Source organism: Anseongella ginsenosidimutans (assembly GCF_008033235.1).
Taxonomy (GTDB): Bacteria; Bacteroidota; Bacteroidia; order Sphingobacteriales; family Sphingobacteriaceae; genus Anseongella; species Anseongella ginsenosidimutans.
In genome coordinates this window covers 1,265,810-1,287,416 of record NZ_CP042432.1, presented here as the reverse complement: position 1 = coordinate 1,287,416, position 21,607 = coordinate 1,265,810, and the positions used below count along the sequence as shown (strand labels likewise).

The window sequence follows — 21,607 nt, the reverse complement described above, 5'->3', positions numbered from 1 at the left end:
CTTTTCTTTGCAGTAGGATCAATCATAAAAAATAAAGTCATGAACACACAAGAAACAACAGCAGCTGCCGGCATTACGCTTACCCCTTCGGACCTTTTGGAACAATGGCAGGGCCACCGGGCGCTCACCCGTCGCGTGATCGAAGCATTTCCGGAAGAGAAATTATTTACCTACACGATCGGCGGAATGCGTCCCTTCGGCGAACTGGCCGCGGAACTTAACCAGATGGCCGCGCCGGGGGCGCACGGAGTGGCAACCAGACAATGGATAGAACTCAAGGACCTGGCAAAAGAGGAAGGCCTGGACGTAGCTCCGAAGACTAAGGCTGGTATCCTGGAGTTATGGGACTGGACAACCACGCATATGAACAAAATATGGGAGAAACTTGAACCGGGCCGCTTTCAGGAAAGCGATCTGGCATTTGGTATGTACGAAGGCAAGGTATGGTGGTTATGCCTTTATTTCATTGATAATGAGATACACCATCGCGGGCAGGGTTATGTTTACCTCCGCTCCCTTGGTATAGCGCCGCCTCCGTTCTGGGAACGCTGAGAATGGTGTGAACCTGCATACCGACCCTGCAAATTACCTTGCGAAAACGAATAAGCTTTGATACCTTTAAAGGTGATGATGGTGCTGTGCTAAGCGAAATAACCTAACCGCCTTATTATGGTAATCAAACTAAGGAGAACCTGGAAAAACACCATTAAAAAATACCGCACCCAGCCTTTAAAATACATCGAACCCGAATCGCTGGAAGATATCCGGGAGATCATCCGGGAAGCGGAAAAGAACAGTTTCCCGGTACGGGCGGTCGGGGGCGGCCATTCCTTTTCCAATGTAGCGATTACCGGCGGTTACCTTTTGAACCTCCGGCGCCTGAAACGCATCTCAGAGCCGGATACTTCCTGCTTAAAGGCCGGCGACTATGCTAATTTTATCGAGGCCGAAGCCGGTATTACCATCGAAGCTTTTAACAAGGCTATGGAGCAGCGGGGGCTTTGCGTTACGAACATGGGCGGCATTGACAACCAGACGCTGGCCGGGGCCATGTCTACAGGTACACACGGTACCGGCATTGAGCTGCCTGCATTTTACGGAATGATGCGGTCCATCGTGCTGGTAAGTGCTGACGCCCGCGTGTTCCGTGTAGAACCGTCCAATGGCATCACCGATCCCGAAAAACATGCTGAAGCCGGCATCACACTTATCCAGGACGACGATCGATTCCATAGCCTGCTTGTGAACCTGGGCTGTATGGGAGTCATTTATTCGCTGGTGATGGAGCTGGAGCCAATGTACTGGCTGAAAGAAAGCAAGGAATTATGCTACTGGCATGAGGTGAAGGAAATGCTGGCTAACCGCTCCCTGTTTGAAACCGACGAGGAAGGAAAACAAAAATACCGCGGCATCATGATACAAATGACTCCTTACCCCGGCAAGAATGGGCACCGGCGCTGCATTATTGTGCGTCATCAGCTTCTCCCGGGCAGGCCGCACTTTAAATTCGGGGACCTGTTCCGGAACATTTTCACCCGTTTGGGCACCATGCCCATATTTTACTGGCTCTCGGTTGCCCTGGTCCGCTATATTCCGAAAGCCATTCCCTGGCTTATAAATAATTCATTAAAGTCCTTAAAAGACCGCTCGTATATCAATAAAGGGTACAAGGTGCTTTACCAGGGGGTAGAATATGTGAAGATCCGCGCCTACGATTGCGAATTTGCCTTTGATATGAAAGACAATGCTTTTGTTGACGCGATTGATGAATTGATGGACCGTGCCCTGTACCTGGCCAAAAATCACAAGTTATACCAGTCGGCTCCGTTCGGCGTGCGTTTTGTACAAGGAAGCGGCGCTTTTATGTGCCCTTCTTACCACAAAACCGCCTGTTATATCGACACTCCTTTCCTGCTGCACACCATTGGCTCGGACGAAATGCTGAACCAATACCAGGATGCCATGTTCCGTTTCGGCGGCATTCCGCACTGGGGGAAGATCCATAACCGCCTGTTCAATTACCCCGGGCGGATGGCGGAATTCTACCCGGATACCGCACGCTGGCTGGACAGCTATCACTTTTTCAATCCCAAGGGAACGTTCATCAATGATTTCTCCACCCGGCTGGTCACTTCCTTCGAACAACAAAAAGCTGCACTTTAACGATTGCCGCACTTCCAATTGCCACTTCCCAGGCAAAGTTTCTTTTTTCCGTTCATGGGGACGCGCGCTATTTCCAGCTTTGCCGCTCTCATGCACTACCGGTAGTCCGTCAATTTGCACGGTTATTGCAAGTGGCCAGGTGCGACAGTCCTGCCCGGGCCTTGATTTGGTTCAACCCGGCAGGCGAGAGAATTTGACTATAACAGAAAGGAGAGCAAATCATGAAATTAGTGTATTTATTAGCGATGGCCGTGGGCGTTAGCACGCTTTCGTCCTGCGGAGCCAAGAAAAAGCTGCTGCAGGCGGAAAACAGGTATTCCAGCCTGGACAGCGCTTACCGGGCGCTGCAAAATGACCTGGCCGCCTGTGAGGATTCTTCGGAGGCATATAAACGCCAGATCGGAAGCCTTCAGCAGGATCTGACGGAAAAGAAGATCAGCAATGACCGGATGGTCGATCAGCTTGAAAGGATGTCTGTCATATCCAATTCCCAGGCGGAAAGTATTCAGAAATCGCTCGAAAACATCAGCGGCAAAGATGCCTATATCAGGGACCTTCAGTCGGCGATTTCCCGCAAAGATTCGCTTACCATGAACCTGGTGATGAATTTGAAGGGCGCCATTGGCAACCTTGATGACCAGGATATCAACATTAAAGTGGATAAAGGCGTTGTTTATATTGATATTTCCGATAAACTGCTGTTCAAAAGCGGGGATTACAAGCTGACCGGCCGGGCGCCCGAAGTGCTTGGCAAGGTGGCAAAAGTACTCGCCAACCAGCCGCATATCGAATTTATGGTAGAAGGCCATACCGATAATGTGCCGTATCATCAGGGTGTACTGCTGGATAACTGGGATCTTAGCGTGAAACGGGCAACCACGATCGTAAGGGTATTGCAAACCGAATACGGAATTCCCCCGGCACGCATGACCGCCGCCGGACGCAGTGAATACGTCCCGGTTGCCACGAATGATACCGGGGAAGGCCGCGCAGCCAACCGCAGGACCCGTATCGTGATCCTGCCGGAGCTGGACCAGTTCTTCAAACTGCTGGAACGTTCCTAAGGAAAAGGAAATTCCCGGGGCGGCGCGCCATACCATCCGGTATGGGATCAGCGCGCTAGTACGGCTTATACAAAAATGGCCTGTTCGCTACCGTGGCGGACAGGCCATTTTTGTGTTTTTATTGCGCGGCTGCACCGAACAGGCTTCAAAACGAAGCCTTAGTCGCGGCATTGCGCGGTCCAGGTCAGCAGCCAGCGCCCTGAAGCATCACCTTTCATCAGCATATTAGCTGTGCCCGTAGATCTTCAGCACCGTTTCCCTGAGCGGGGCGCCGGTTTCTGAGCAGATCAGGTGCAGCAATTCCGCTATTTGTTGAGATTTTACCCATTTATCGAAATCCGCCTTTGGCATCGCAGCCCGGTTGGCGGGGGTATCAATGGTACTCGGAACGATCACGCTGCTGACCACATTGGTGCCGGCGGCTTCCTCGTTGAGCTGCTCAGAAAGATTAAAAAGTAGTGATTTGCTAAGCGCGTAAGCAATCATATTTTTTCCATCCGCAGGTTTCAGCGCGGGGCGTGTTCCCACGAACACCAGCCGGCCACTGCCCTTTTCCAGCATATGCCTGAAAATATGACGGGCAAGGGGATATGCGGTTTCAAAGTTAATCGCCAGCTGGCTTTTAATGTCCTGCATACTGGTTGTATGAATATTGCCCATGGCGAATCCGCCTGCCAGCAGCAGCGCGGCGTCAATATTACCGTAGTCCCGGATCACTTTCCCGGAAACGGCCTCCACTGCCTGCTCATCGGTAAGGTCCAGTGCTTCCACCTGCAAATTCGCCGCATCCAAATCCACGGACCCGCTGAGCGCTTCGGCTTCACCGGCATCCCGCACTAGCGCGATTACCCGGTATTTCTTTTTCAGAAAATGAACGGATACCGCTTTCCCAAGATTTCCCGCGGCGCCCGTAATGATGATATTCTTCATACTGATTTTTTTGTCAAAGTTAACGTTTTACCGGAGGGGCGAATCCTGCACCTGGAGCATTCACCGAACTCGGTGTAGCTATCATTAAGATCACTGATTGTTCCCTTCGCCGGAAAAAACCCGCCATTCACCGGCAATTATCCGCAGGTAAACGGCAGGGGCTTTTCAAAACGCGCCTTTTCATACATCTTTGAAATACTATTAATCACACACATGCAATACGGGGGCTGCCGGTCAATCGTCCCGGCCCCCCTTTAGCAACATCACCCCGCTTATTTCTGTTATTCCAAAAGGGCTTTCAGTACATCCCGGTTTATTTCGCTTAACCCGTTGATCCTTCTCGCGTTGATATTCCCCCGGCTATCCACCAGTACATAAGCAGGATACCCGCCGCCAGCATCCATCCTGCTCTTCAATCCGGCGATGATCCTGTCCGCCACAAAAATATGGGTGCCGGGGATCTTTAGCTCGGCCACTTTATTTTTCCATAGGGTTTCATTGGAAGAACCGCTCGTACACAGATAAATATATTCCACCGGAAGGTCGGCGTTTTCCTTTTGCAGCTTTTTCGCATAAGGCATCGCTGAAATACAGGGCCCGCACCAGGTTGCCCAGAAGTCAATGATCAGGGCCTTATCCTTAAACCTGGATAACAATGCGCGAATGAAATCATCCGCATTGTCCAGGCTATCCAGCCGGTAAAGGGAAGCGCCGAAAGGCAGGGAAGTCACGGGCCGTCCGAAAGCCGCTTGCGGGTTTTCCAGCGCGTTGCCTGATGCCAGTAAGGCGTCAACCTGCTTTTGACTTGCAAGACTCTCCTCCAGCTCCTTTTCGATTATTCTCCTGCACCAGGCTGTTTGGGCGCTGGCAGATAATAGTGGAAAGGTTTTAGCAAAAGTGCTTTTAGCCTGTTTCAGCAGACCCAGTTTGAGAATATCGGCCCGGGGCGCGGCACAAAGGCTATCGAAGATCGCAGCTTCATGCTGTGTATTTATTTTTACAATGTCGTTATAAAACACCTCATTCCACTTTTTATACCAGCTTCTTATTACTTCCTGCTTTTCCTTTCGTTCTTCCTCGCTGAACTTTCTTATGCTACTGATGGTATCAAGCAGCGCTTGTTCCTCTTGGGTATATGCATCGTAATCCGCCATGATCATTTCATGCACACGTGGACGTGGGTGATCGTCCCCTGACGAAAGATACCAGGACAGATACCGGTAAAACTGTACCCCGTCATTGCTGGTAAAAAAAGGCTTATGTGCGCTGACTTCCTTTTCGAGTTCTTCGGGGAATCGCTTTCTCCGGTAAGCAATGCACATTTCATTATAAAAGGCGGAGTTTTCTTCATTGGTCACGGCCCAACCATAAGTCGGGTATTTCGCGATAAATTCAGCATTTATCTTTTTCCGCTGGCTGCGGAGGGAATCCAATTTCACCCAAAGGGCTCCTTCCGGCAATTCATCCATCTTTTTTAAAAGACTGTCCCTTTGCTTGGACAAGGCGCGCCGCTCATCACGCCGGAACAGGACATGCTCGTTCAATATGGCGTTCAATTTCCCGTCCGTACCGGAATAACTAATTCCCTCCCCGATCATATACGCACTTTTTGCCCGGTCCAGGTCGATATTCACGGTCAGGCCGGTATTCACATAAATACCGGCATACAAGTATTCCCCCACATGCAGCCATATCTGCTGATAGGGTAAATTCTGCTCCAGCTCCACGGTCAATTCCCGGTCCTTGCCTATCTGGTAATGTTTCGTGGTCTGAAAATCCGGCCCATAATGGACAAATGAGCCTTTGACGTTTACCGGGCCCAGATCAGCGGGGGCGTTCAGCAATTTAATGGTCAGCGTGGCTGGTTTCCGGCCGGCCAGGTAAGCGTCCATTCGCGGATCTTCAATAGCCAGTGGCAGTTTGGAAGCCGTTTCCTGGGAATACGCCGGAAAGGATGCAGCCAGGCCGAGGAGTAAAACAAAGTATTTCATATTCAGGTTGTTTTTGAGTTTAAAAGATCATTTCATGGCCATGAGCAAAGCGGTAACCTGCTCTTTCTTATTTCTTGAAATGGGGACTTTCCCGCCGTCTTCCATCAGCAAATATCCCCATCGTCTTTCAGCCAGCTTTTAATGTGTTTTCTATTGACCAGGTGCGATTGATGGCAGCGAATAAATCCGTAAGCAGCCAGCAGCTCTTCATACTCGAAAATTGGCCGGGACACCATGATTGTATCTCCTCCGGCCAGGTAAAAACTTGTATAAGCATTGGATGACTCACAGCGAATAATGTCACCGGGGCTTACGAAACGGGTTTGCTTTGCGGTGGATAGCGCCAGCCGGTGTTCATTTTTTTCATCCTTATTTTTCATCATTTCCAGCAGGTTTTCCAACTGAAAGTTTTGTTTCTTTTGATTTAATTTCTCCACTGCTTTGGAAACCGCCGTTTTCAGTTCCGCGATATTAACCGGCTTCAGTAAGTAATCAATTGCCGAAAATTTAATGGCGGGTATCCCGTACTGGTCGTAAGCCGTCACAAAAATGACTTCCACAAAATGGTGGGGCAGGGACTTCAGCACCTCAAAGCCGTTCTTACCCGGCATCTGGATATCCAGGAATAAAAGATCCGGATGCTGCTCATGTATTTTTGCAATACCTTCATCGGCATTAGTCGCGGTAGCCACGACGGAAATAACCGGCGAATGCAGTTCCAGCAAACCTGTCAGGTTTTCAATGTTATTTTTTTCATCATCAATAATGATCGCCCTGATCATAGTAACCAGTTTTTAAATTGGATGGATACGCAGGTTCCCTCGCCGTTGCTTGCGATGGCAAACACCAGTTCCTGCCCCTCAAGGGTGGCATTCAGGAGCTTAATCCGTTCTTTCGTCAGCTTCAGCCCGTAACCCTGTGCTTTGTACGTTAGCTTGTTGTCCGCTAGCCCGTTGTACGCGAATCCCTGCCCGTTATCTTCCACGCTGACGGTCAGATTGGCGCCGCCTGTTTGAAAACGGATAAACAACATTCCTTTATCATATAATTTGGCAACCCCGTGTTTTATCGCGTTTTCAACCAAAGGCTGAAGGAGTAGTCCCGGAATTTCCATTGCATGAATGTCAAGTTCTTCGTCGAGAATAATCCTATAGGAAAAGCCGAAACGCAGCTGTTCCAGGTTCAGGTAATTTTCGAGTAGCTTAATTTCTTTCGAAATGCTTTCAAATTCGCGGTCGCTCCTTTTTAACGATTCCCGCATCAGGGAGCTGAATTCCGCCAGGTATTTATTCGCCTGGCCGGTATCCTTCCTGGTCATCAGCCCCTGGATGGAATTCAAGGCATTAAACACAAAATGCGGGTTGAACTGCGAGCGAATGGACCTTAATTCGGTTTGCACTAATTGTTTTTGCATTCCCTGCACTTCCAGCAATTTCGCCTGTTTCCCCGATCTCAGCAGCAGGACGACAAAGCCGGCAGAAAGTAATCCAAGCAAAACAATCCCCAGCTTAAACCCGGCAGTCTGATACCATGCAGCCGCTATGGTGAACGGATACACAGCTATATTGTGCCGCTGTACGCTGTACCTGATCTTCAGATTATAACGGCCAGGTTCAAGATCTTTCAGCCAGATAAAGTTCAGGTCGAAATCGTTCGCCTTCCAGCCGGTGCTATCTCCTTCTCCTACCAGGTTATATTCTATTACTTCCTTTGAATTGACAATATCGTCAAGGTAAAAGATGATGCTGTTCTCCCTCGGTTCAAAGGCATTTTTCAATTTAAGCAGCGTGGTGTCGCTGCTCCAGTCGGTCATGGTTTGACGGTATGCTGCAGGAACCCATTGCTTTTTAAACATTTTCAGGAAATCAGAGAGTTCCGAAAACGTGAAAACGCCCAGTACCTTCGGCTTTCGGGCTACCCACAAAGCAGACAAAGATGCCTGGATCAGCTGCGGCTGGTCAATTTTCCGGACCTGGAACGTAAGACTCTTTCCGAATTCATTTTTAAAATGACCAAGGTAGGCCACTTCCTCATCGTGTTTGTTTTTTTCTTCGATATAAGTGGACCTATACCAGCCGGTAAACAAGGTTGGTTTTGTCCAGGGGAGAACTTCCCGGGTTTTATTTTCCAACACCCTGAATTCGTACCGGCCGGCATTCCGGGAGCTTATCCCATTCACCGTGACAATAATGCCGGATGAATCAAGTACCGGAATGGCATACTTTCCGCTATAGCTCTTGGGCCAAATTGCGCCGGAATGCGAAGTGTCATTTACATACTCTTTAAGTTCGGGGATCTTTTCCTCAGCAAAGGTGTAATTAACGGCGAGCTTATTTGAATAAAATGCGCCAATCAACAAATAAGGTTCTTTCAGTTCGGTGGTATAATTGTATTCATCCGGGTATTGATCAGGGGTAGGATAACTATAAAAAGTATTTGAGAAATACTTGCGGATGGTATCTCCATGGCGGTCGTTTTGCAAGTGGGGGTGAACGCTGTCCAGGTTCATTTCAAAACGCTGCCCGGCCGCGGATCCGGTTATTAATAAAAGGAAGTTCAGGAGTACTGTTCTTTTCATTGGTTCCAGACAGGTCTTAGTGATCGCAACACTACGTAAAACAACAGTTTTTCAGCTGTAAGCTAAACTGTTAATTTGAATACGGCCGGTCCCGGTTTGAATTCAACAAAAGAACTTGTCTCCGTTAACGGAAAGCCATTCCGTCGGGAGTATCGCCGGCCGGGATGGTCTCGCTTACTTCAAGGGTTTTCATATCTATCACCGAGACGTTGTTGCCTTCCGTGTTCGCCACGAATGCTACTTCTCCGTCCGGCCGGATCAACACGCCTACGGGGCCTGCGCCGGTTTTAATGCGTTTTATTGGCTTACGTTCGGCAACGTCAAAGACGATCACTTCATCGGCCTGCATACAGGAAACCAATGCTTGCTTTCCGTCCGGCGTGAATTTTACGCGAATGGGGAGGCCGGCGGCCGGCAGCGTCGCTTCTATTTCATTGCTTTCGGCATTAACGACGGCTACGGAACCCGAGCGGGCGGTAATCCAGATTTCCTTTCCGTCAGGACTTACGTCAATGCCTTCGGTGCCTTCGCCTGTAGCGAGTGTCTTGATCACTTCTCCCGCTTCCAGGTCGATAACGGTTGTTGTGCCGCTTCCGAGGTTCGGTGCGTACAAAGTGGACTCGTCCTTGCTGAGGGCGGCCATGTGGGTACCTTGCTGCCCGGATTTAAATACGCGCAGAATACTGTCGGCTGCCACGTCGATTTCCAGAACGGTTTGGGTGCCCTCGGTGGTGACGTATAAGTTTTTTCCGTCGGAAGTGATGGCAAGGCCGTGGGGCTGTTGATATTTGCTCAGGTCTATCCGGCGGACCTCTTCCAGGGTATTCATGTCAATTACGGAGAGGGAATTGCCGGTCATATTGGCGGTATAAGCGGTGCGGCCGTCCGGGGTCACCACGGCTTCATGCGGATCATTGCCCGTAGTAGTGCTGTCTACAAGTTCCAGGGTTTCAGCATTAATAAAGAACAGGGTATTATCCAGCTTATTCGCCACAAGCAACAAACCGGAATCATTTGCCGCGGGCGGCTGTTGGGCGGCCGTGCTGTCTGAATTGGCTGAATCTCCGGCGTTTCCCGGATTGTTACAGCTAAAGGTTCCTGCAAGGGCGGCTAATAAAAATAAATGAAGCGTTTTCATACCGGATTTTTTTTGGGGCCCGGATTTGTTTCAGCCCGAACCGTATGTAATAATGGGACTTAGGTAAATATCTGTATAATCTGCCTGATATGCAAAAACCGTGAAACGGGCGTACCCTTAATGCTACAGGCCGGCCTTTTTCCGGTGGTAATAACGCCTGGCCTTATCTGCGCTTCCGCAATTTGCGGGGCTGCACCAGCGTTTCCGGTTATTCCTGGTGCGGTCAAGAAATAACCACCCGCAGGCTTCACATTCTTTAATGCGCTCCTGGTCTTCCTTATCTAAAATATCCCAGGCGGACTTTAATGCTGCCCATACGGGCTCCCGGAGGTTTGTACCTGCTGCCTCCCATTCAAGATTTGCCGGAAAAGGGCTGGCCTTAAACATCAATTGCTGCAGCGCTTCCTTCAAAGCCCTGTTGAACAAAAGGCTTATTTCCTTTCCCGGAGATTTTCGCGCTGCCAGGCTGGAGAAAAACCGGTACAGGATATCCCTGCTTTCCCGGAAATAGGCAAGGACCGCCGCAGCTTGCTCAGGCCGGGCGGAAGCCAGGATTTCGAGGCGGGCTATTTGATCTTCCGGCAGGGCATCTGTTTTCCGGGACCATTGCAGCAAATCAGCATAGGACCTGATATACTCGTGTCCCGGCGTTTGCACACGGGAACTCACGGTGTTGATAAAATGAAAACTAAGGCAGCCTCCGTCAAGCGACAAGCTGGAAACAGATCGTTCTTTCATTGCTATTCATTCCTGTGTTCGTTCATGGATCCTTTCTGCATGGCCGGCAGGACAAAATTAATATAAATTTTTTACTATCTAACTGTCATTTGCTAGTATAATTATCTATATTTATGCCTTCAAATCAGGAGATCCAGTCAACTTAGGAGGTCAAAAATGGAAAAGAAAAGCGACATCCCGGAGCAATTCGAAGCAGTTTACGAGGGGTCGCCCTGGTATGGAAAATCTATCTGCAAAGTGCTGGAAGGCATTGATCCGGCAATGGCGTTCCGGCGGCTTCCAGGTCATGTGCATACCATTGCCGAACTGCTGGCGCATATGATCAGCTGGAAGCAAGTGCTGGTCAACAGGCTGGAAAAAAACGGAAAGCCCAGGCCGCGTCAAAAAGATACTTATCTGACCGCCGGTTATGGTTCCGCTCCGGAAGCTGCCTGGCGGAATCTGAAACAAACGCTGGATGATCAGCACAGGAGGCTAATGGTGCTGCTTGGTACAGCTATTGGCGCCGAAAATTCAAAATTGCCATGGAAAATGACCCGGGGAGTTTTGCAGCACGACGTATATCATCTTGGACAGATCGCCTTACTAAAAAAAGCAATAAGATTATCACAATACTATTTTTTTTAGCTACCTTGCATCTCCTGTTCTTAAATGAATTCACATGCTTTATCCCATTAATCCTGCGGCGCCTGTTCTTGAAAATTCCCCTGCAAACGCTCCCGGCGCGAATCATTCCTATGCGAACAAAGCCTTGTCTAAAAAGAGCCTGGAATTGCAGTTTACCGAGCAGGAAGCGGTACTCTCCTGGAATGGCAAACAGCTGATCTATTTTCAATCGCCGGTAAAGGTGGCGGGAGAAGAGATACTCGACTGGATGAACAAGGGAATCCTTTCGGAACTTATCAGCCTGGAAAATATAGAGGAAGACGAAGGGCTTCCGATTATCGCGAAGGAAGCCAGCCCTGTTTACGCCGGGAAACGTCCGGCGCCCGAAAGATCGAACAGAAGCCTGCTGCTCAACCCGCAATGGTTTTCGGTTTATTTTATTTCCTTTTCGGACCCGCTCCTTGAGGAAGGAGAATCTGCATTCGGGGAAGAGGAACCCAGGAATATCTTAGCCAGGCTGTTATATCTGTTTGAACCTGGCAAGGCCCTGGCGGATTACGGGAATCATAAAATTTTTCTGCGGCGGCTCAGGGTGCGGCCTGCTGCATAATAAGGGCGCAAAGATATCCGCCATAAGTGCCTAGGGCATAACCAAGCACTGCCAGGAGTACTCCCACCGGCGCCAGTGAGGGATGAAAAGCCGCCGCGACAATGGGCGCCGAAGCTGCGCCTCCTACATTGGCCTGGCTTCCTACCGCCAGGAAAAAGAAAGGTGCGCGGATAAGTTTGCCTACCGCAAATAACAGCAGCCCGTGAATGCTGATCCAGATCAGCCCCACGAGGAACAGCCCCGGGTTATCGAAAATTGCCAATACGTCCATTTGCATGCCAATGGTGGCCACCAGCACGTAGAGGAACACGCTGCCTATCCGCGAAGCTCCCGCCCCTTCCAGGTTCCTTGCGCGGGTCAGGGACAGGATCATCCCAAAGGCGGTAGCCAGCACTACCAGCCAGAAAAATCCGGAAGTGAGGCTGAACTTGTCCAGGTAAGGGGCGTTTTCACCTATCCAGGGCGCAATGATGTCCGAAAGATAGTGTGCTATTCCTGTCAGTCCCAACCCAATGCCAATGATCTGCATGGTATCCCCCAGTTTTGGTATCCGCAGCGTGTTTTGCTGATAGATTTCCATTTTACTTTTCAGCTCGTTTACCGCCGAAGCGTCGGCCTTGAAAAAACGGTCCATTCGCGCGGATATACCGGCTCCGTAGAGTAAAAAGGCTAGCCAGATATTGGCGATGATCACATCCACCGCGATCATCGCCGAAAAGAGATCAGGGCTCGGTTCGAAAACGCGGTACATGGCGGCCTGGTTGGCTCCGCCCCCGATCCAGCTTCCGGCAATGGTTGACAAACCCCGCCAGACTGCCTCCGGCCCGGCGCCGCCCACGGTTTCAGGTGAGAAAACAGAAACCAGTAGAATCGCCAGCGGCCCGCCGATAATAATGCCTACAGTCCCTGTAATGAACATCAGCCCGGCTTTGCGGCGCAGCTTCCATATTTCCTTCATGTCAAGGCTCAGGGTAAAAAGCACGAGGCTGGCCGGCAGCAGGTAATTAGAGGCCATGTCATACAATCCCGACTGGGCTCCGGAAATAATGTTCATGGAATTTAAAACACTGGGCAGGAAGTAACAAAGCAAGAGCGAAGGCACCACCGCGTAGAATTTTTTAAAGAAAGGCCGTTCGCTTGCCGAGGTTTTGAAAACCAGCGCCAGGATCATTACCAGCAGCCCCAGCACAACGGCATCATTGCTTATCAAGGGTTCCGGCAGGGGAGTATTTTCCATAACAGGTTTGGTTAAGCGTCCCAAAATACAAAAATATTTCGCCCTGAATCATATCTTCGTATAACATGATCTCGGGAACCGCTTTATTACTGCTCATTGCTTTGGCTATCCTTTTCGTCGTAGCAGCGTCTTCGATAGGGAAGCTGCATCCTTTTCTTGCCTTGGTGCTGGCGGCTTTGGGGCTGGGGTTCGCGGTGGGAATGCCGGCGGATAAGATCCTGGATACCCTTACTTCCGGTTTCGGAAGCATTACGGCAAGTATCGGGCTTATTATTGTTTTCGGGACTATTATTGGCGTGGCGCTGGAAGAATCGGGTGCGGCCGGCCGCATTGCCCAAAGCCTGGTACGCGTTTTCGGCGCACGGCGGATCGTACTTGCCATGAGTTCTGTAGGCGGATTCGTAGGGATACCGGTATTTTGTGATTCCGGCTTTATCATTTTATCGAAACTTGCCAGGGATCTGGCTGCACAGACCGGTAAAAGTGCCGTAAGTATCAGCGTTGCCATGGCCGGAGGGCTTTATACCACGCATGTGCTTGTACCGCCGACACCCGGGCCGCTGGCGGCCGCGGCTAATTACGGAGCGGAAAGCTACCTGGGCCAGGTGATACTCGTAGGCTTACTCCTCTCCGTTCCGGGCGTACTAACCGGCTACTGGTGGGCGGTCCGGTCGGGAAGGAAATACGGGCAAGGCCGGCCCGCGAAGGAGGAAGGCCGCGCCGGGATGGATGGACACGCGCCGGGAACGGGCGGACACGCGCCGGAACCAGCCGCCGCTGGCAGACCATCCCTGCTTTTATCGCTGCTTCCCCTGCTGTTGCCGGTCCTGCTCATCGCAGGCGGCTCGGTCGCGGCCTTGCTGAGCGCCCCGGGCTGGCTTCTCTTTATCTGCAAACCGGTCGTGGCCCTGCTGATCGGGGTGTTCGCCTCCTTTTTCCTTTTTAAGAAAAGGGAAGGAATAACCCTTGATGACTGGATCGGGAAAGCGCTCAGCCAGGCCGGCCCTATTATTCTCATCACGGCTGCCGGCGGAGCTTTCGGCGCGGTTTTAAAGGCAACACCCCTGAATCTTATGTTCGAGTCCTGGATACAGGGACAAAACGTTTCCGGCATCTGGCTGCTGCCAATGGTGTTTTTACTGGCCGCCGGCCTGAAAACCTCCCAGGGTTCCTCTACGGCAGCGATCATTATCACTTCTTCTCTGGTGGCGCCGTTTTTACCTGCTTTGAATTTTACAGGGGGCCTGGAATTGGGAATACTCGTTTCGGTTACCGGCGCCGGCAGCATGGTGGTATCTCATACGAACGATTCCTACTTTTGGGTCGTATCCAGGTTCAGCGGAATGAGCATGCCCCAAACCCTCCGGACCTTTACCATGTCCACTTTACTGCAGGGAATTGCTATTCTTATTTCCGCCATCATCCTGCTTGCCCTGTTCCCGGGCTGATATCCGCGCTAGTGTACCAGGGCGATCATCAGGTCCATTACATTGGTTTGCGTGGGGCCCGTATGGATATGCCCGCCAGCCTGTTCAAAGAAGTGATAGGAATCGCAGTCGCGTAAAAAATCAGCAGGACGAAGACCTTTTCGACGAGCATTTTCCAGGGTAGCCGCGCTAACTACTGCCCCCGCCACGTCGGTAGGCCCGTCGGTACCGTCGGTGCCGGCAGAGAGCAGGGTAATATTTTCCTTTCCTTCCAGCGCAATGGCGGCGGCCAGGGCCAGGTGCTGATTACGACCTCCTTTGCCGCTTGCACGAACTTCCACGGTGCTTTCTCCGCCCAGCAGTAAACAGGCCGGCAGCGGGCCTTTATAATCAAGGGCTTGTTTTACCAGGAAACCGGCAAGTTCTTCCGCACGGCCTTCGGCGCCGAATCCCAGTAAGCGGGGATGGTATCCAAGGCCTTCGGCCTGCCGCGCTGCCGCCGCTATGGCCAGCTTGTTGCTGCCGATAACGTGGTTGCTCATATCTTTGAAAAGCGCATCGCCAGGTTTCGGCGTTTCGGGAACAGCGCCCCGGCTGCCTTTTTCCAGGTGATCCATTACAGCATGCGGGATCTCTTCCTCCAGGCGGAATCTCCTTATTACCTGCAAGGCGTCCTTAAACGTACTGGCATCGGGAGCCGTAGGGCCGGAGGCGATCACAGCCGGATTATTCCCTACCACGTCAGAGATGATCAGTGAGACCAGGGCAGCCGGCCTGGCGCAGCGCGCCAGTTGCCCGCCTTTGAGTGTGGAAAGATGTTTCCTGACCGTGTTAATTTCCGTAATAGCGGCTCCTGAACGGAGCAGCAGGTCTGAAACCCTCTGAAGGTCATCCAGGCTGATCCCATCCGCGCTGTCGGCCAGGAGCGCAGACGCACCTCCAGACAACAGGCAGATAACCAGGTCATTTTTACCGGCTTTATCCACCAGCGCCCGGATAGCGGCAGCGGCTTTAAGGCCGTTTTCGTCAGGCACGGGATGAGCGGCCTCTATCTGTTTTATTTTTTCCAGGGGAAGATCATGCCCATACTTGACCGCGATCAGCCCGCCGCTGATATGCTCGCCAAGTACCTGCTCAAGGGCCCGGGCCATACCGGCAGTCGCCTTTCCCGCGCCGGTAACATAGATGTTATTAAGCGAAGGGAGCGAGTAAATGTTTCCGCATAGCGTCAGCTGTTCCCCCAGATACGCACAGCGGACCTGATCAGCTTTTCCGGCCGGACTGCCTGAACCCCTTCCCGGAAAATAATTTCGGCGGCTGCGCTTGCATTCATAAAACCTCCCGGCATCAATTCTCCTGTTCCAGGGGAATTGCCGTTTCATCCTGTATCCCGGAAGGAGCGGATTCCAAATTATCATGATTTGCCCGGGCCAGTATGGAAACAGGCTTGCCAATGGTTTTATATTCTCCGGCGCCTTTTAGGATCGAAGCATATAACTGCTGATCACCCAGCGTGTTAACGGCCTGCTCAACGTCTTTGTCATACTTCAGGGAAGAAAGGATACGCCCCTCCTGGAAATAATACCGGGAAACAATTTCATTTTCCAGCAACTGGGTTATTTCGGGCCGGAATGTCAGCAGGTCTTCGGACTTATTATGCTGCAGCTTTTCAAGAAGCGCTTCATATTCCGGTTCCAGGTCTTTGAACCGCTTTTCTTTTGCGGTTACTTCTTTCAGGCGGTCCATCAGTTGCTCACTGCTGGTATGATAATCGAAATTCTTCTCTTCCAGCCAGCCGATAAAATCCTCGTATATCTCATCATTGATGCTAAAGGAAGCGACGGGAGAAATATTGTTATGCTGGTTCCTGAATTCCGTAGCATAATCAAAATGATAAAGGTTGTTCATAATGCTATACGTCACATTGCTGTACCGCATAGGCTCCGTATGGATATCGGGGTAAATGCCGCTGCCATCATATACCTGCCGCCCGTTGCCGGTATAGAATTCAGATATCAGGGAATCTGCGATGCGGGCGGCGCTGCCGTCCATGGCCCGGTGAGCGTAATCAAGTGCCTGGATACATCGCCCGCTGGGTGTATAATACTTGGCAATGGTCATTTTCAGCAGGGTATTATAAGGCATCCGCAGTGTTTGCTGCACCAGCCCTTTTCCGAAGGTACGCTGGCCCACGATGACCGCCCGGTCAAAATCCTGGAAAGCGCCGGCCACGATCTCCGAAGCGGAAGCGGTATTTTTATCTACCAGCACCGCAAGCGGGATCTCCATGTCCAGGGGCTTCCCCGAAGAACGGTAAGCAATAACATTCCTGTTGTCTTTGCCTTTTTGAATAACTACGGTATCCCCGTTCTCCACGAAAAAACCGACTATTTTAACAGCTTCCTGCAGGATACCGCCGCCGTTCCCCGAAGGTCGAGGATCAGGGAATTGATCTGCTCTTCCTCCTTTAGCTCCAAAAAGGCTTCTTTTACTTCGTCAGAAGCATCTTCCAAAAATTTATCCAGCTTAATGTAACCGGTTTTATCGTCCACGGTGCCGAAATAAGATACATTGTTAAAATGGATCCCGCCCCTTTTAATATTCTTTTCGATTAATTTTTCCTGGCCCGGCCTTCTTGCTACCAGTTTCAGGTCTGAGTTACGCGGGCCTTTCAAAAGTTCGCTTACTTCTTCGGGATTCTTCCCCGGCACAGGAATGCCGTCAATTTCCAGGATCTCGTCTCCAGCTCTTAAACCTGCTTTCCAGGCCGGAAAATCTTCATAAATTTCGGAAATATAGACTCCCCCGCTGCGGGACATGATCAGGGCGCCGATCCCGCCGTATTCGGTGCTGACGTAATTCAGCTTAAACTCGTCAATATCAGATTCAGGAATAAATTCTGTGTAAGGGTCAAGCGTGGACAGCATTCCTTCAATGCCTTTCTGCATCACCTCTCCCGCCTCAATCTCGTCCACATAATTCACATTGATTTCCCGGTAGATCGAAGTCATGATATCCAGGTTCTTGGATATATCAAACAAGTCATCTGCCGCGCGGAAAGAGAAAAGCAAAAAGGCGCCTCCCAGTACGACTCCCGCCATTACCCGCAAGCAGGTATCCCGTTTGTATTTTTTCATGGTGTTATTCGATTGTAACAGTAAGCCCTTCGAGCTTCAGGATATTGTAATATTCCACCAGGTCGGTTTTATTGCCCTCCATTATGACACACTTACCTTTATTATGAACAATATGGGCAATTTCTTCAGCTTCTGCCATTGTTTTTTTGAGATATTTTACCATGCAATTGATCACATGATCAAACGTGTTGTAATCATCATTCCACAACACCAGGGAGTTTTGGTTCCCGGAAGCTACCGCTGTTTCTTCCTTTTCAGCCACTTCGGGCTCAGGTAATTCCTGCGCCACGATAGTATCCGCACACCTCATAATCGGTTATTATTTAAATTCACCTGCATTTTCCGGATCATGAACACCAGTTCAGCCTTCCGCAGCCCGGTCAGACTCTGCAGGTTATCCACCAGCTGTTCTTCTCCTCCCGGAGTAAAGTTTAGCTGTTCAGCCCTTATATGATTAAAACGTCTTAAGATCTTCGCTCTGATCCGCTCCCAACCTTCATTAATAACCAGCTCTTCCATAATTAATATAAAGCGTTGCCGCTATTGCAAAAGTACCGAACAAAAACCAAAATCAAAAAAGCGCCTGGTATGGCATAGGATTTGTTTATTACGTTTTATGAAAAAGTCAATACACACAAGAACAATTGCCTTATCCCTTGCCGTCGCGGTGTCCGCGATGACTGTCACGAGTTGCGAAAGCCTGACGAAAACGCAGAAAGGCGCCGGCATCGGCGCTGTCGCAGGAGGTGCGCTTGGCGCATTGATCGGTAAAAAAGCCGGCAATACGGCCGCCGGCGCAATTATTGGTGCTGCGGTAGGCGGAACAGCAGGCGCTTTTATCGGAAAATACATGGAACGGCAGGCCGAAGAGATTGAACGGGAAGTCCCCGGAGCTACCGTAGAGCAATACGGCGAAGGCCTGGTGGTCCAGTTTGATTCCAAGGTACTTTTTGATTTTGACAGCTATGCGCTGCGCGATGAATCCAAAGACGCCATTTCCCAGCTGGCCGAAGTACTGAACAAATATGACAGTACGGAAGTAGTGATCGAAGGCCATACAGATAATGTTGGCAGCGATACTTACAACCAAAAGCTTTCCAGGCAAAGGGCGCAGGCCGTCGAAGACTATGCGCTTTCGCTTGGCATTGATCCGGGCCGCCTGTCCTCGAAAGGGCTTGGCGAGGCACAACCTATTGCTTCCAACGAAACGGAAGCCGGACGCCAGGATAACCGCCGGGTACAGTTCGTGATCGTAGCAAACGAAGCCCTGAAGAAAGAGGCGGAAGAACAAGCTTCCTTGTAGGAATGAAAAGAATTCTGGTTCTACTTTTCATAGGTATTACGCTGGCAGGTATCCATGCCTGCAAAAGCAGGAAAACAGTTAAAAGCTTCTCCCCGGGGGAAGCTTTTTCTGTTTCATCCGCTGACTCCCAGCTGGTGGAGCTGAAGCGGCAGCTTCCGCAAGCGGAAATAAGCCGTGTTCCCAAGGGAATAAAAGTCACTTTTGCATCGGGTATCCTGTTTGCGGTAAATGCCAGCAGCCTCTCTTCTCCGGCTCAGGAATACCTGGAAAAACTGGCAGGCGTATTACAAAGACATCCCGCCGGCCGCATCCTCATAGAAGGCCATACAGACATCACAGGCACTACCGATTACAATAAAACCCTTTCAGAAAAAAGGGCGGAATCCGTTAAAACCTATCTCGTAAACCAGGGAATAGTTCCGGACCGGATAAACACCGCGGGTTACGGTGAAGCGCGGCCCGTGGCTACCAACAGCACGCCGCAAGGACAGGAAAAAAACCGCCGGGTAGAATTATTTATCATGCCCTGAAAGATTACGCGCCGGACCCGGATTTTTTTCTATATTTGAATCAGCTGACTTATAAGAATTATAACACATTAAAATCTTTAATAGCATGAAAAAGCCAGGAATCATTCTCGCCGTAACACTTTTTGTATTTTCAGGCAGCAATGTCGCCGCCCAGGAATCCGTAACGGATATAAAACTGGATAAAAGTCCTCTGGATATCTCCTATCACCGCGATGCCGATAAGCAACCCCTGGCTAAAGTGCAGTATTCCCGCCCGTCCAAAAATGGGAGGACTATTTTTGGTGAGCTGGAGCCCTTTGGCAAAGTTTGGAGGACAGGCGCCAACGAAAGCAGCGAGATCCGTTTCTTTACTGATGTATCTTTTGGCGGCAAGGACATTCCCGCAGGCACCTATTCCCTGTTCACTATTCCTGATGAAGAGAACTGGACGGTAATCCTAAACAGCGCCACAGACCAGTGGGGCGGCTATTCCTATGACGAAAGCAAAGATGTGGCGAGGGTAGAAGTCCCGGCCCAGCGAACAGCGGGAACCGTAGAATTACTGACCATTTATTTTGACGGGGAAAACCCGGCGAAAAGCGACCTGGTGATCGCCTGGGACAACACCGTTGTAAAGGTGCCGGTTGAATTCAATCAATAGGATCAGCGGTAGCGGATCAGTTTCGATATTATTTCGTCATTTCCCCGGTCGAATTTCAGCCATAATTCGGTTGGAGTAAGGCGTTCAATCGCGTAAACCCGGATGGCTCCATTGAGCTGGGTAGAAAGCGATGTATCGCTGAGCAGCTGCCAGGAACCGTAAAAATGCTGTCCGGGAAGGCATTCATCACCTGTAATGCCGCAAATATATTCGTAGTCAAGGCGACCCTGGTAGCCATTACTGAAAAAAATATGCTGAAGCTGGGTGGGATCCGAATTTTTCCCGTTGATTGTGCGGGCGGATTCCACCCAATGTTGCCCGATGAGGGTGTAGCGGTTATCTTCCCTTTCTTTTCCACAAGAAATGGCCAGGATTATGAGAGGCAGGCAGAGCGCTAAGAGCTTTTTCTTCATTCCACGCTCCTGATATACTGCCTGTAATGCACGTAACGTTCTACCAGTAACATCAGCAGCAGCGCAATAAGCCCGATAAAATAGTGGCCCAAACCTTCGAAAAGGCTTCCAAGTGAACTGCTGATACCGGAAAGCCACCTTTCCTCTACCGGAGATCCGCTGCCGCCTGAAAATAAGGCGCTGCCCCCGGAAAAAACGAACAACAGGCCTAAAGTAAACAAAAGGGCGCCTCCCAGGAACGCGGCAACTCCGTAAACGATCCGCTTATCGGTACGGGTTTGCAGGGGGGAAGCCCTGAAGGCCAGCTCCTGGTCCCAGGCTTCCATGACCCTGGCTGTAAACCGCATGGAAGGCACTTCCGGTTCCATAGAGCTAAGCGCATGGCTTAGCACGCTAAGCTCTTCCAGCTGCTTCCGGTTCCGGGGGTCAGCCTCCAGCCATTGTTCCAGCTCCGCCTTTTCGGGCCCGGACAATCTTCCTTCCGCATAATCCCATAATTGATCTTCCCTTGTCTTTTTCATAACAATTCCCTCGCTTCCTCCTTTAGAATAACTTCCAGCCGGGAACGAAAACGCTGCCGGGACCGATGAAGTTTCACTTTCACCGTGCCCGCCGGCATGCCCATGGTGCGGGCTATTTCGTCCAGCGACTGCTCCCCAAGATAAAACAATGTGAGAATAGTTGCATCATCAGGAAGCAATCTCTCAATTGCCTTTTCAATATACTGCCTTTCAATTTTCTTTTCAATTAAAGATGCCGTATCCCCGGACTGAAAGCCTGCCGTATTTACCGGGCGTTCTTCATCATCAAGGGATAAAAAACTGTGCCGCTTTTTCCGTAAATGGGTCATAGCCGTTGTATAAACGATCGTATACAGCCAGGTGGTGAATTTTGACTGCCCCTGGAAGCCGGAAAGATTGCGGAAAGCTTTTAAAAAACTATCCTGGGCAATTTCTTCCGCGTCCTCGCGACTACGGGTAAAACGCATGGCAAGCGTAAAAACGTACTGCTGATGACGTTTTACCAATGCTTCATAGGCCCTCCTTTCTCCGCTAAGGGCCTTTTCTATCAGTTCAATATCTGTATTGCTGCCGGTCATTGA

Annotated in this window: 22 protein-coding genes and 2 pseudogenes; 9 read left to right on the top strand and 15 right to left on the bottom strand. The window is 50.5% G+C overall.

The genetic code is table 11. The features are described 5' to 3' along the window. Positions 1 to 39: 39 nt before the first annotated feature. From FRZ59_RS05420 to FRZ59_RS05410, 3 genes are all read left to right on the top strand, one after another. A complete protein-coding gene (locus FRZ59_RS05420; protein WP_132128291.1) occupies positions 40 to 552 on the top strand; it encodes a DinB family protein in 513 nt (170 codons plus the stop codon). A gap of 117 nt (positions 553 to 669) precedes the next feature. After that, positions 670 to 2,163, top strand: coding sequence for an FAD-binding protein (locus tag FRZ59_RS05415; RefSeq protein WP_132128290.1), 1,494 nt, complete (start codon positions 670 to 672; stop codon positions 2,161 to 2,163). Positions 2,164 to 2,384: 221 nt separating this feature from the next. Further along, on the top strand, positions 2,385 to 3,227 hold the full coding sequence (locus tag FRZ59_RS05410) for an OmpA/MotB family protein (RefSeq protein ID WP_132128289.1): 843 nt from the start codon (positions 2,385 to 2,387) through the stop codon (positions 3,225 to 3,227). Between the two features lie 225 nt (positions 3,228 to 3,452). On the opposite strand, the gene FRZ59_RS05405 is transcribed toward FRZ59_RS05410, so the two are convergent. The 6 genes from FRZ59_RS05405 to FRZ59_RS05380 form a co-directional block, all read right to left on the bottom strand. Continuing rightward, positions 3,453 to 4,157 (bottom strand): SDR family NAD(P)-dependent oxidoreductase, encoded by a 705-nt coding sequence (locus FRZ59_RS05405; protein WP_132128288.1) that lies wholly within the window; start codon positions 4,155 to 4,157, stop codon positions 3,453 to 3,455. 281 nt (positions 4,158 to 4,438) lie between these two features. Next, positions 4,439 to 6,148, bottom strand: coding sequence for a TlpA family protein disulfide reductase (locus FRZ59_RS05400; RefSeq protein WP_132128287.1), 1,710 nt, complete (start codon positions 6,146 to 6,148; stop codon positions 4,439 to 4,441). A 104-nt stretch (positions 6,149 to 6,252) separates the two neighbouring features. After that, on the bottom strand, positions 6,253 to 6,930 hold the full coding sequence (locus FRZ59_RS05395; RefSeq protein WP_225975199.1) for a LytR/AlgR family response regulator transcription factor: 678 nt from the start codon (positions 6,928 to 6,930) through the stop codon (positions 6,253 to 6,255). Next, positions 6,927 to 8,726, bottom strand: coding sequence for a sensor histidine kinase (locus FRZ59_RS05390; protein ID WP_132128285.1), 1,800 nt, complete (start codon positions 8,724 to 8,726; stop codon positions 6,927 to 6,929). The genes FRZ59_RS05395 and FRZ59_RS05390 overlap by 4 nt, the downstream gene beginning before the upstream one ends. Positions 8,727 to 8,850: 124 nt before the next feature. Then, positions 8,851 to 9,864: a YVTN family beta-propeller repeat protein gene (locus FRZ59_RS05385; protein ID WP_132128284.1), complete on the bottom strand. Its 1,014-nt coding sequence runs from the start codon at positions 9,862 to 9,864 to the stop codon at positions 8,851 to 8,853. Between the two features lie 123 nt (positions 9,865 to 9,987). Then, on the bottom strand, positions 9,988 to 10,602 hold the full coding sequence (locus FRZ59_RS05380; protein ID WP_132128283.1) for a CGNR zinc finger domain-containing protein: 615 nt from the start codon (positions 10,600 to 10,602) through the stop codon (positions 9,988 to 9,990). A gap of 156 nt (positions 10,603 to 10,758) precedes the next feature. Between FRZ59_RS05380 and FRZ59_RS05375 the strand changes: the two genes are divergently transcribed. After that, entirely contained in the window at positions 10,759 to 11,229 is a 471-nt protein-coding gene (locus FRZ59_RS05375; RefSeq protein WP_132128282.1) for a DinB family protein, read from the top strand. A 34-nt stretch (positions 11,230 to 11,263) separates the two neighbouring features. After that, positions 11,264 to 11,818 (top strand): hypothetical protein, encoded by a 555-nt coding sequence (locus tag FRZ59_RS05370; RefSeq protein ID WP_132128281.1) that lies wholly within the window; start codon positions 11,264 to 11,266, stop codon positions 11,816 to 11,818. Here the strand turns inward: FRZ59_RS05370 and FRZ59_RS05365 are convergent. Next, complete coding sequence (locus FRZ59_RS05365) at positions 11,796 to 13,055, bottom strand: DUF819 family protein (RefSeq protein WP_132128280.1); 1,260 nt, start codon at positions 13,053 to 13,055, stop codon at positions 11,796 to 11,798. The genes FRZ59_RS05370 and FRZ59_RS05365 overlap by 23 nt on opposite strands. A 65-nt stretch (positions 13,056 to 13,120) precedes the next feature. On the opposite strand from FRZ59_RS05365, the gene FRZ59_RS05360 reads away from it, so the two are divergent. Beyond that, positions 13,121 to 14,503 carry a GntP family permease gene (locus FRZ59_RS05360; protein ID WP_132128279.1) on the top strand — a complete coding sequence of 461 codons (1,383 nt, stop codon included), beginning with the start codon at positions 13,121 to 13,123 and terminating at the stop codon, positions 14,501 to 14,503. An 8-nt stretch (positions 14,504 to 14,511) separates the two neighbouring features. Here the strand turns inward: FRZ59_RS05360 and FRZ59_RS05355 are convergent, their stop codons facing one another. From FRZ59_RS05355 to FRZ59_RS05340, 5 genes and pseudogenes are all read right to left on the bottom strand, one after another. Beyond that, positions 14,512 to 15,900, bottom strand: a complete 1,389-nt coding sequence (locus FRZ59_RS05355) for a glycerate kinase type-2 family protein (RefSeq protein WP_147698241.1) — start codon at positions 15,898 to 15,900, stop codon at positions 14,512 to 14,514. Continuing rightward, positions 15,830 to 17,157: pseudogene (locus tag FRZ59_RS05350) on the bottom strand (S41 family peptidase). The gene FRZ59_RS05355 and the pseudogene FRZ59_RS05350 overlap by 71 nt, the downstream one beginning before the upstream one ends. Beyond that, positions 17,152 to 17,301: pseudogene (locus tag FRZ59_RS20080) on the bottom strand (PDZ domain-containing protein); the annotation flags it as partial. The pseudogenes FRZ59_RS20080 and FRZ59_RS05350, both read right to left, overlap by 6 nt. 322 nt (positions 17,302 to 17,623) lie before the next feature. Further along, a complete protein-coding gene (locus FRZ59_RS05345; protein WP_132128276.1) occupies positions 17,624 to 17,929 on the bottom strand; it encodes an ATP-dependent Clp protease adaptor ClpS in 306 nt (101 codons plus the stop codon). Then, positions 17,926 to 18,138, bottom strand: a complete 213-nt coding sequence (locus FRZ59_RS05340; protein ID WP_132128275.1) for a hypothetical protein — start codon at positions 18,136 to 18,138, stop codon at positions 17,926 to 17,928. The genes FRZ59_RS05345 and FRZ59_RS05340 overlap by 4 nt, the downstream gene beginning before the upstream one ends. Positions 18,139 to 18,235: 97 nt before the next feature. Here FRZ59_RS05340 and FRZ59_RS05335 point away from each other — a divergent pair, with 97 nt between their 5' ends. From FRZ59_RS05335 to FRZ59_RS05325, 3 genes are all read left to right on the top strand, one after another. Then, positions 18,236 to 18,922: a YiaD family glycine zipper/OmpA-like lipoprotein gene (locus FRZ59_RS05335; protein ID WP_132128274.1), complete on the top strand. Its 687-nt coding sequence runs from the start codon at positions 18,236 to 18,238 to the stop codon at positions 18,920 to 18,922. Between the two features lie 2 nt (positions 18,923 to 18,924). Next, positions 18,925 to 19,452 (top strand): OmpA family protein, encoded by a 528-nt coding sequence (locus tag FRZ59_RS05330; protein WP_132128273.1) that lies wholly within the window; start codon positions 18,925 to 18,927, stop codon positions 19,450 to 19,452. Between the two features lie 85 nt (positions 19,453 to 19,537). Next, positions 19,538 to 20,092 (top strand): DUF2911 domain-containing protein, encoded by a 555-nt coding sequence (locus FRZ59_RS05325; RefSeq protein WP_132128272.1) that lies wholly within the window; start codon positions 19,538 to 19,540, stop codon positions 20,090 to 20,092. Positions 20,093 to 20,094: 2 nt separating this feature from the next. Here FRZ59_RS05325 and FRZ59_RS05320 read toward each other — a convergent pair whose 3' ends face one another. Genes FRZ59_RS05320 through FRZ59_RS05310 form a run of 3 tightly spaced genes read right to left on the bottom strand, consistent with a single transcriptional unit; the run spans position 20,095 to position 21,604 of the window. Then, positions 20,095 to 20,505, bottom strand: a complete 411-nt coding sequence (locus tag FRZ59_RS05320; protein ID WP_132128271.1) for a hypothetical protein — start codon at positions 20,503 to 20,505, stop codon at positions 20,095 to 20,097. Next, positions 20,502 to 21,026, bottom strand: a complete 525-nt coding sequence (locus FRZ59_RS05315) for an anti-sigma factor family protein (protein ID WP_132128270.1) — start codon at positions 21,024 to 21,026, stop codon at positions 20,502 to 20,504. Before FRZ59_RS05315 ends, FRZ59_RS05320 begins: the two co-directional genes overlap by 4 nt. Then, a complete protein-coding gene (locus tag FRZ59_RS05310; protein WP_132128269.1) occupies positions 21,023 to 21,604 on the bottom strand; it encodes an RNA polymerase sigma factor in 582 nt (193 codons plus the stop codon). The genes FRZ59_RS05315 and FRZ59_RS05310 overlap by 4 nt, the downstream gene beginning before the upstream one ends. Between the last annotated feature and the right edge of the window lie 3 nt (positions 21,605 to 21,607).

What these genes read in the sequence shown, in the direction of transcription:
- FRZ59_RS05420 (WP_132128291.1), top strand. Translation starts at nt 40, where the DNA reads ATGAACACACAAGAAACAACAGCAGCTGCCGGCATTACGCTTACCCCT.
- FRZ59_RS05415 (WP_132128290.1), top strand. Translation starts at nt 670, where the DNA reads ATGGTAATCAAACTAAGGAGAACCTGGAAAAACACCATTAAAAAATAC.
- FRZ59_RS05410 (WP_132128289.1), top strand. Translation starts at nt 2,385, where the DNA reads ATGAAATTAGTGTATTTATTAGCGATGGCCGTGGGCGTTAGCACGCTT.
- FRZ59_RS05405 (WP_132128288.1), bottom strand. Translation starts at nt 4,157, where the DNA reads ATGAAGAATATCATCATTACGGGCGCCGCGGGAAATCTTGGGAAAGCG.
- FRZ59_RS05400 (WP_132128287.1), bottom strand. Translation starts at nt 6,148, where the DNA reads ATGAAATACTTTGTTTTACTCCTCGGCCTGGCTGCATCCTTTCCGGCG.
- FRZ59_RS05395 (WP_225975199.1), bottom strand. Translation starts at nt 6,930, where the DNA reads ATGATCAGGGCGATCATTATTGATGATGAAAAAAATAACATTGAAAAC.
- FRZ59_RS05390 (WP_132128285.1), bottom strand. Translation starts at nt 8,726, where the DNA reads ATGAAAAGAACAGTACTCCTGAACTTCCTTTTATTAATAACCGGATCC.
- FRZ59_RS05385 (WP_132128284.1), bottom strand. Translation starts at nt 9,864, where the DNA reads ATGAAAACGCTTCATTTATTTTTATTAGCCGCCCTTGCAGGAACCTTT.
- FRZ59_RS05380 (WP_132128283.1), bottom strand. Translation starts at nt 10,602, where the DNA reads ATGAAAGAACGATCTGTTTCCAGCTTGTCGCTTGACGGAGGCTGCCTT.
- FRZ59_RS05375 (WP_132128282.1), top strand. Translation starts at nt 10,759, where the DNA reads ATGGAAAAGAAAAGCGACATCCCGGAGCAATTCGAAGCAGTTTACGAG.
- FRZ59_RS05370 (WP_132128281.1), top strand. Translation starts at nt 11,264, where the DNA reads ATGCTTTATCCCATTAATCCTGCGGCGCCTGTTCTTGAAAATTCCCCT.
- FRZ59_RS05365 (WP_132128280.1), bottom strand. Translation starts at nt 13,055, where the DNA reads ATGGAAAATACTCCCCTGCCGGAACCCTTGATAAGCAATGATGCCGTT.
- FRZ59_RS05360 (WP_132128279.1), top strand. Translation starts at nt 13,121, where the DNA reads ATGATCTCGGGAACCGCTTTATTACTGCTCATTGCTTTGGCTATCCTT.
- FRZ59_RS05355 (WP_147698241.1), bottom strand. Translation starts at nt 15,900, where the DNA reads ATGATAATTTGGAATCCGCTCCTTCCGGGATACAGGATGAAACGGCAA.
- FRZ59_RS05345 (WP_132128276.1), bottom strand. Translation starts at nt 17,929, where the DNA reads ATGAGGTGTGCGGATACTATCGTGGCGCAGGAATTACCTGAGCCCGAA.
- FRZ59_RS05340 (WP_132128275.1), bottom strand. Translation starts at nt 18,138, where the DNA reads ATGGAAGAGCTGGTTATTAATGAAGGTTGGGAGCGGATCAGAGCGAAG.
- FRZ59_RS05335 (WP_132128274.1), top strand. Translation starts at nt 18,236, where the DNA reads ATGAAAAAGTCAATACACACAAGAACAATTGCCTTATCCCTTGCCGTC.
- FRZ59_RS05330 (WP_132128273.1), top strand. Translation starts at nt 18,925, where the DNA reads ATGAAAAGAATTCTGGTTCTACTTTTCATAGGTATTACGCTGGCAGGT.
- FRZ59_RS05325 (WP_132128272.1), top strand. Translation starts at nt 19,538, where the DNA reads ATGAAAAAGCCAGGAATCATTCTCGCCGTAACACTTTTTGTATTTTCA.
- FRZ59_RS05320 (WP_132128271.1), bottom strand. Translation starts at nt 20,505, where the DNA reads ATGAAGAAAAAGCTCTTAGCGCTCTGCCTGCCTCTCATAATCCTGGCC.
- FRZ59_RS05315 (WP_132128270.1), bottom strand. Translation starts at nt 21,026, where the DNA reads ATGAAAAAGACAAGGGAAGATCAATTATGGGATTATGCGGAAGGAAGA.
- FRZ59_RS05310 (WP_132128269.1), bottom strand. Translation starts at nt 21,604, where the DNA reads ATGACCGGCAGCAATACAGATATTGAACTGATAGAAAAGGCCCTTAGC.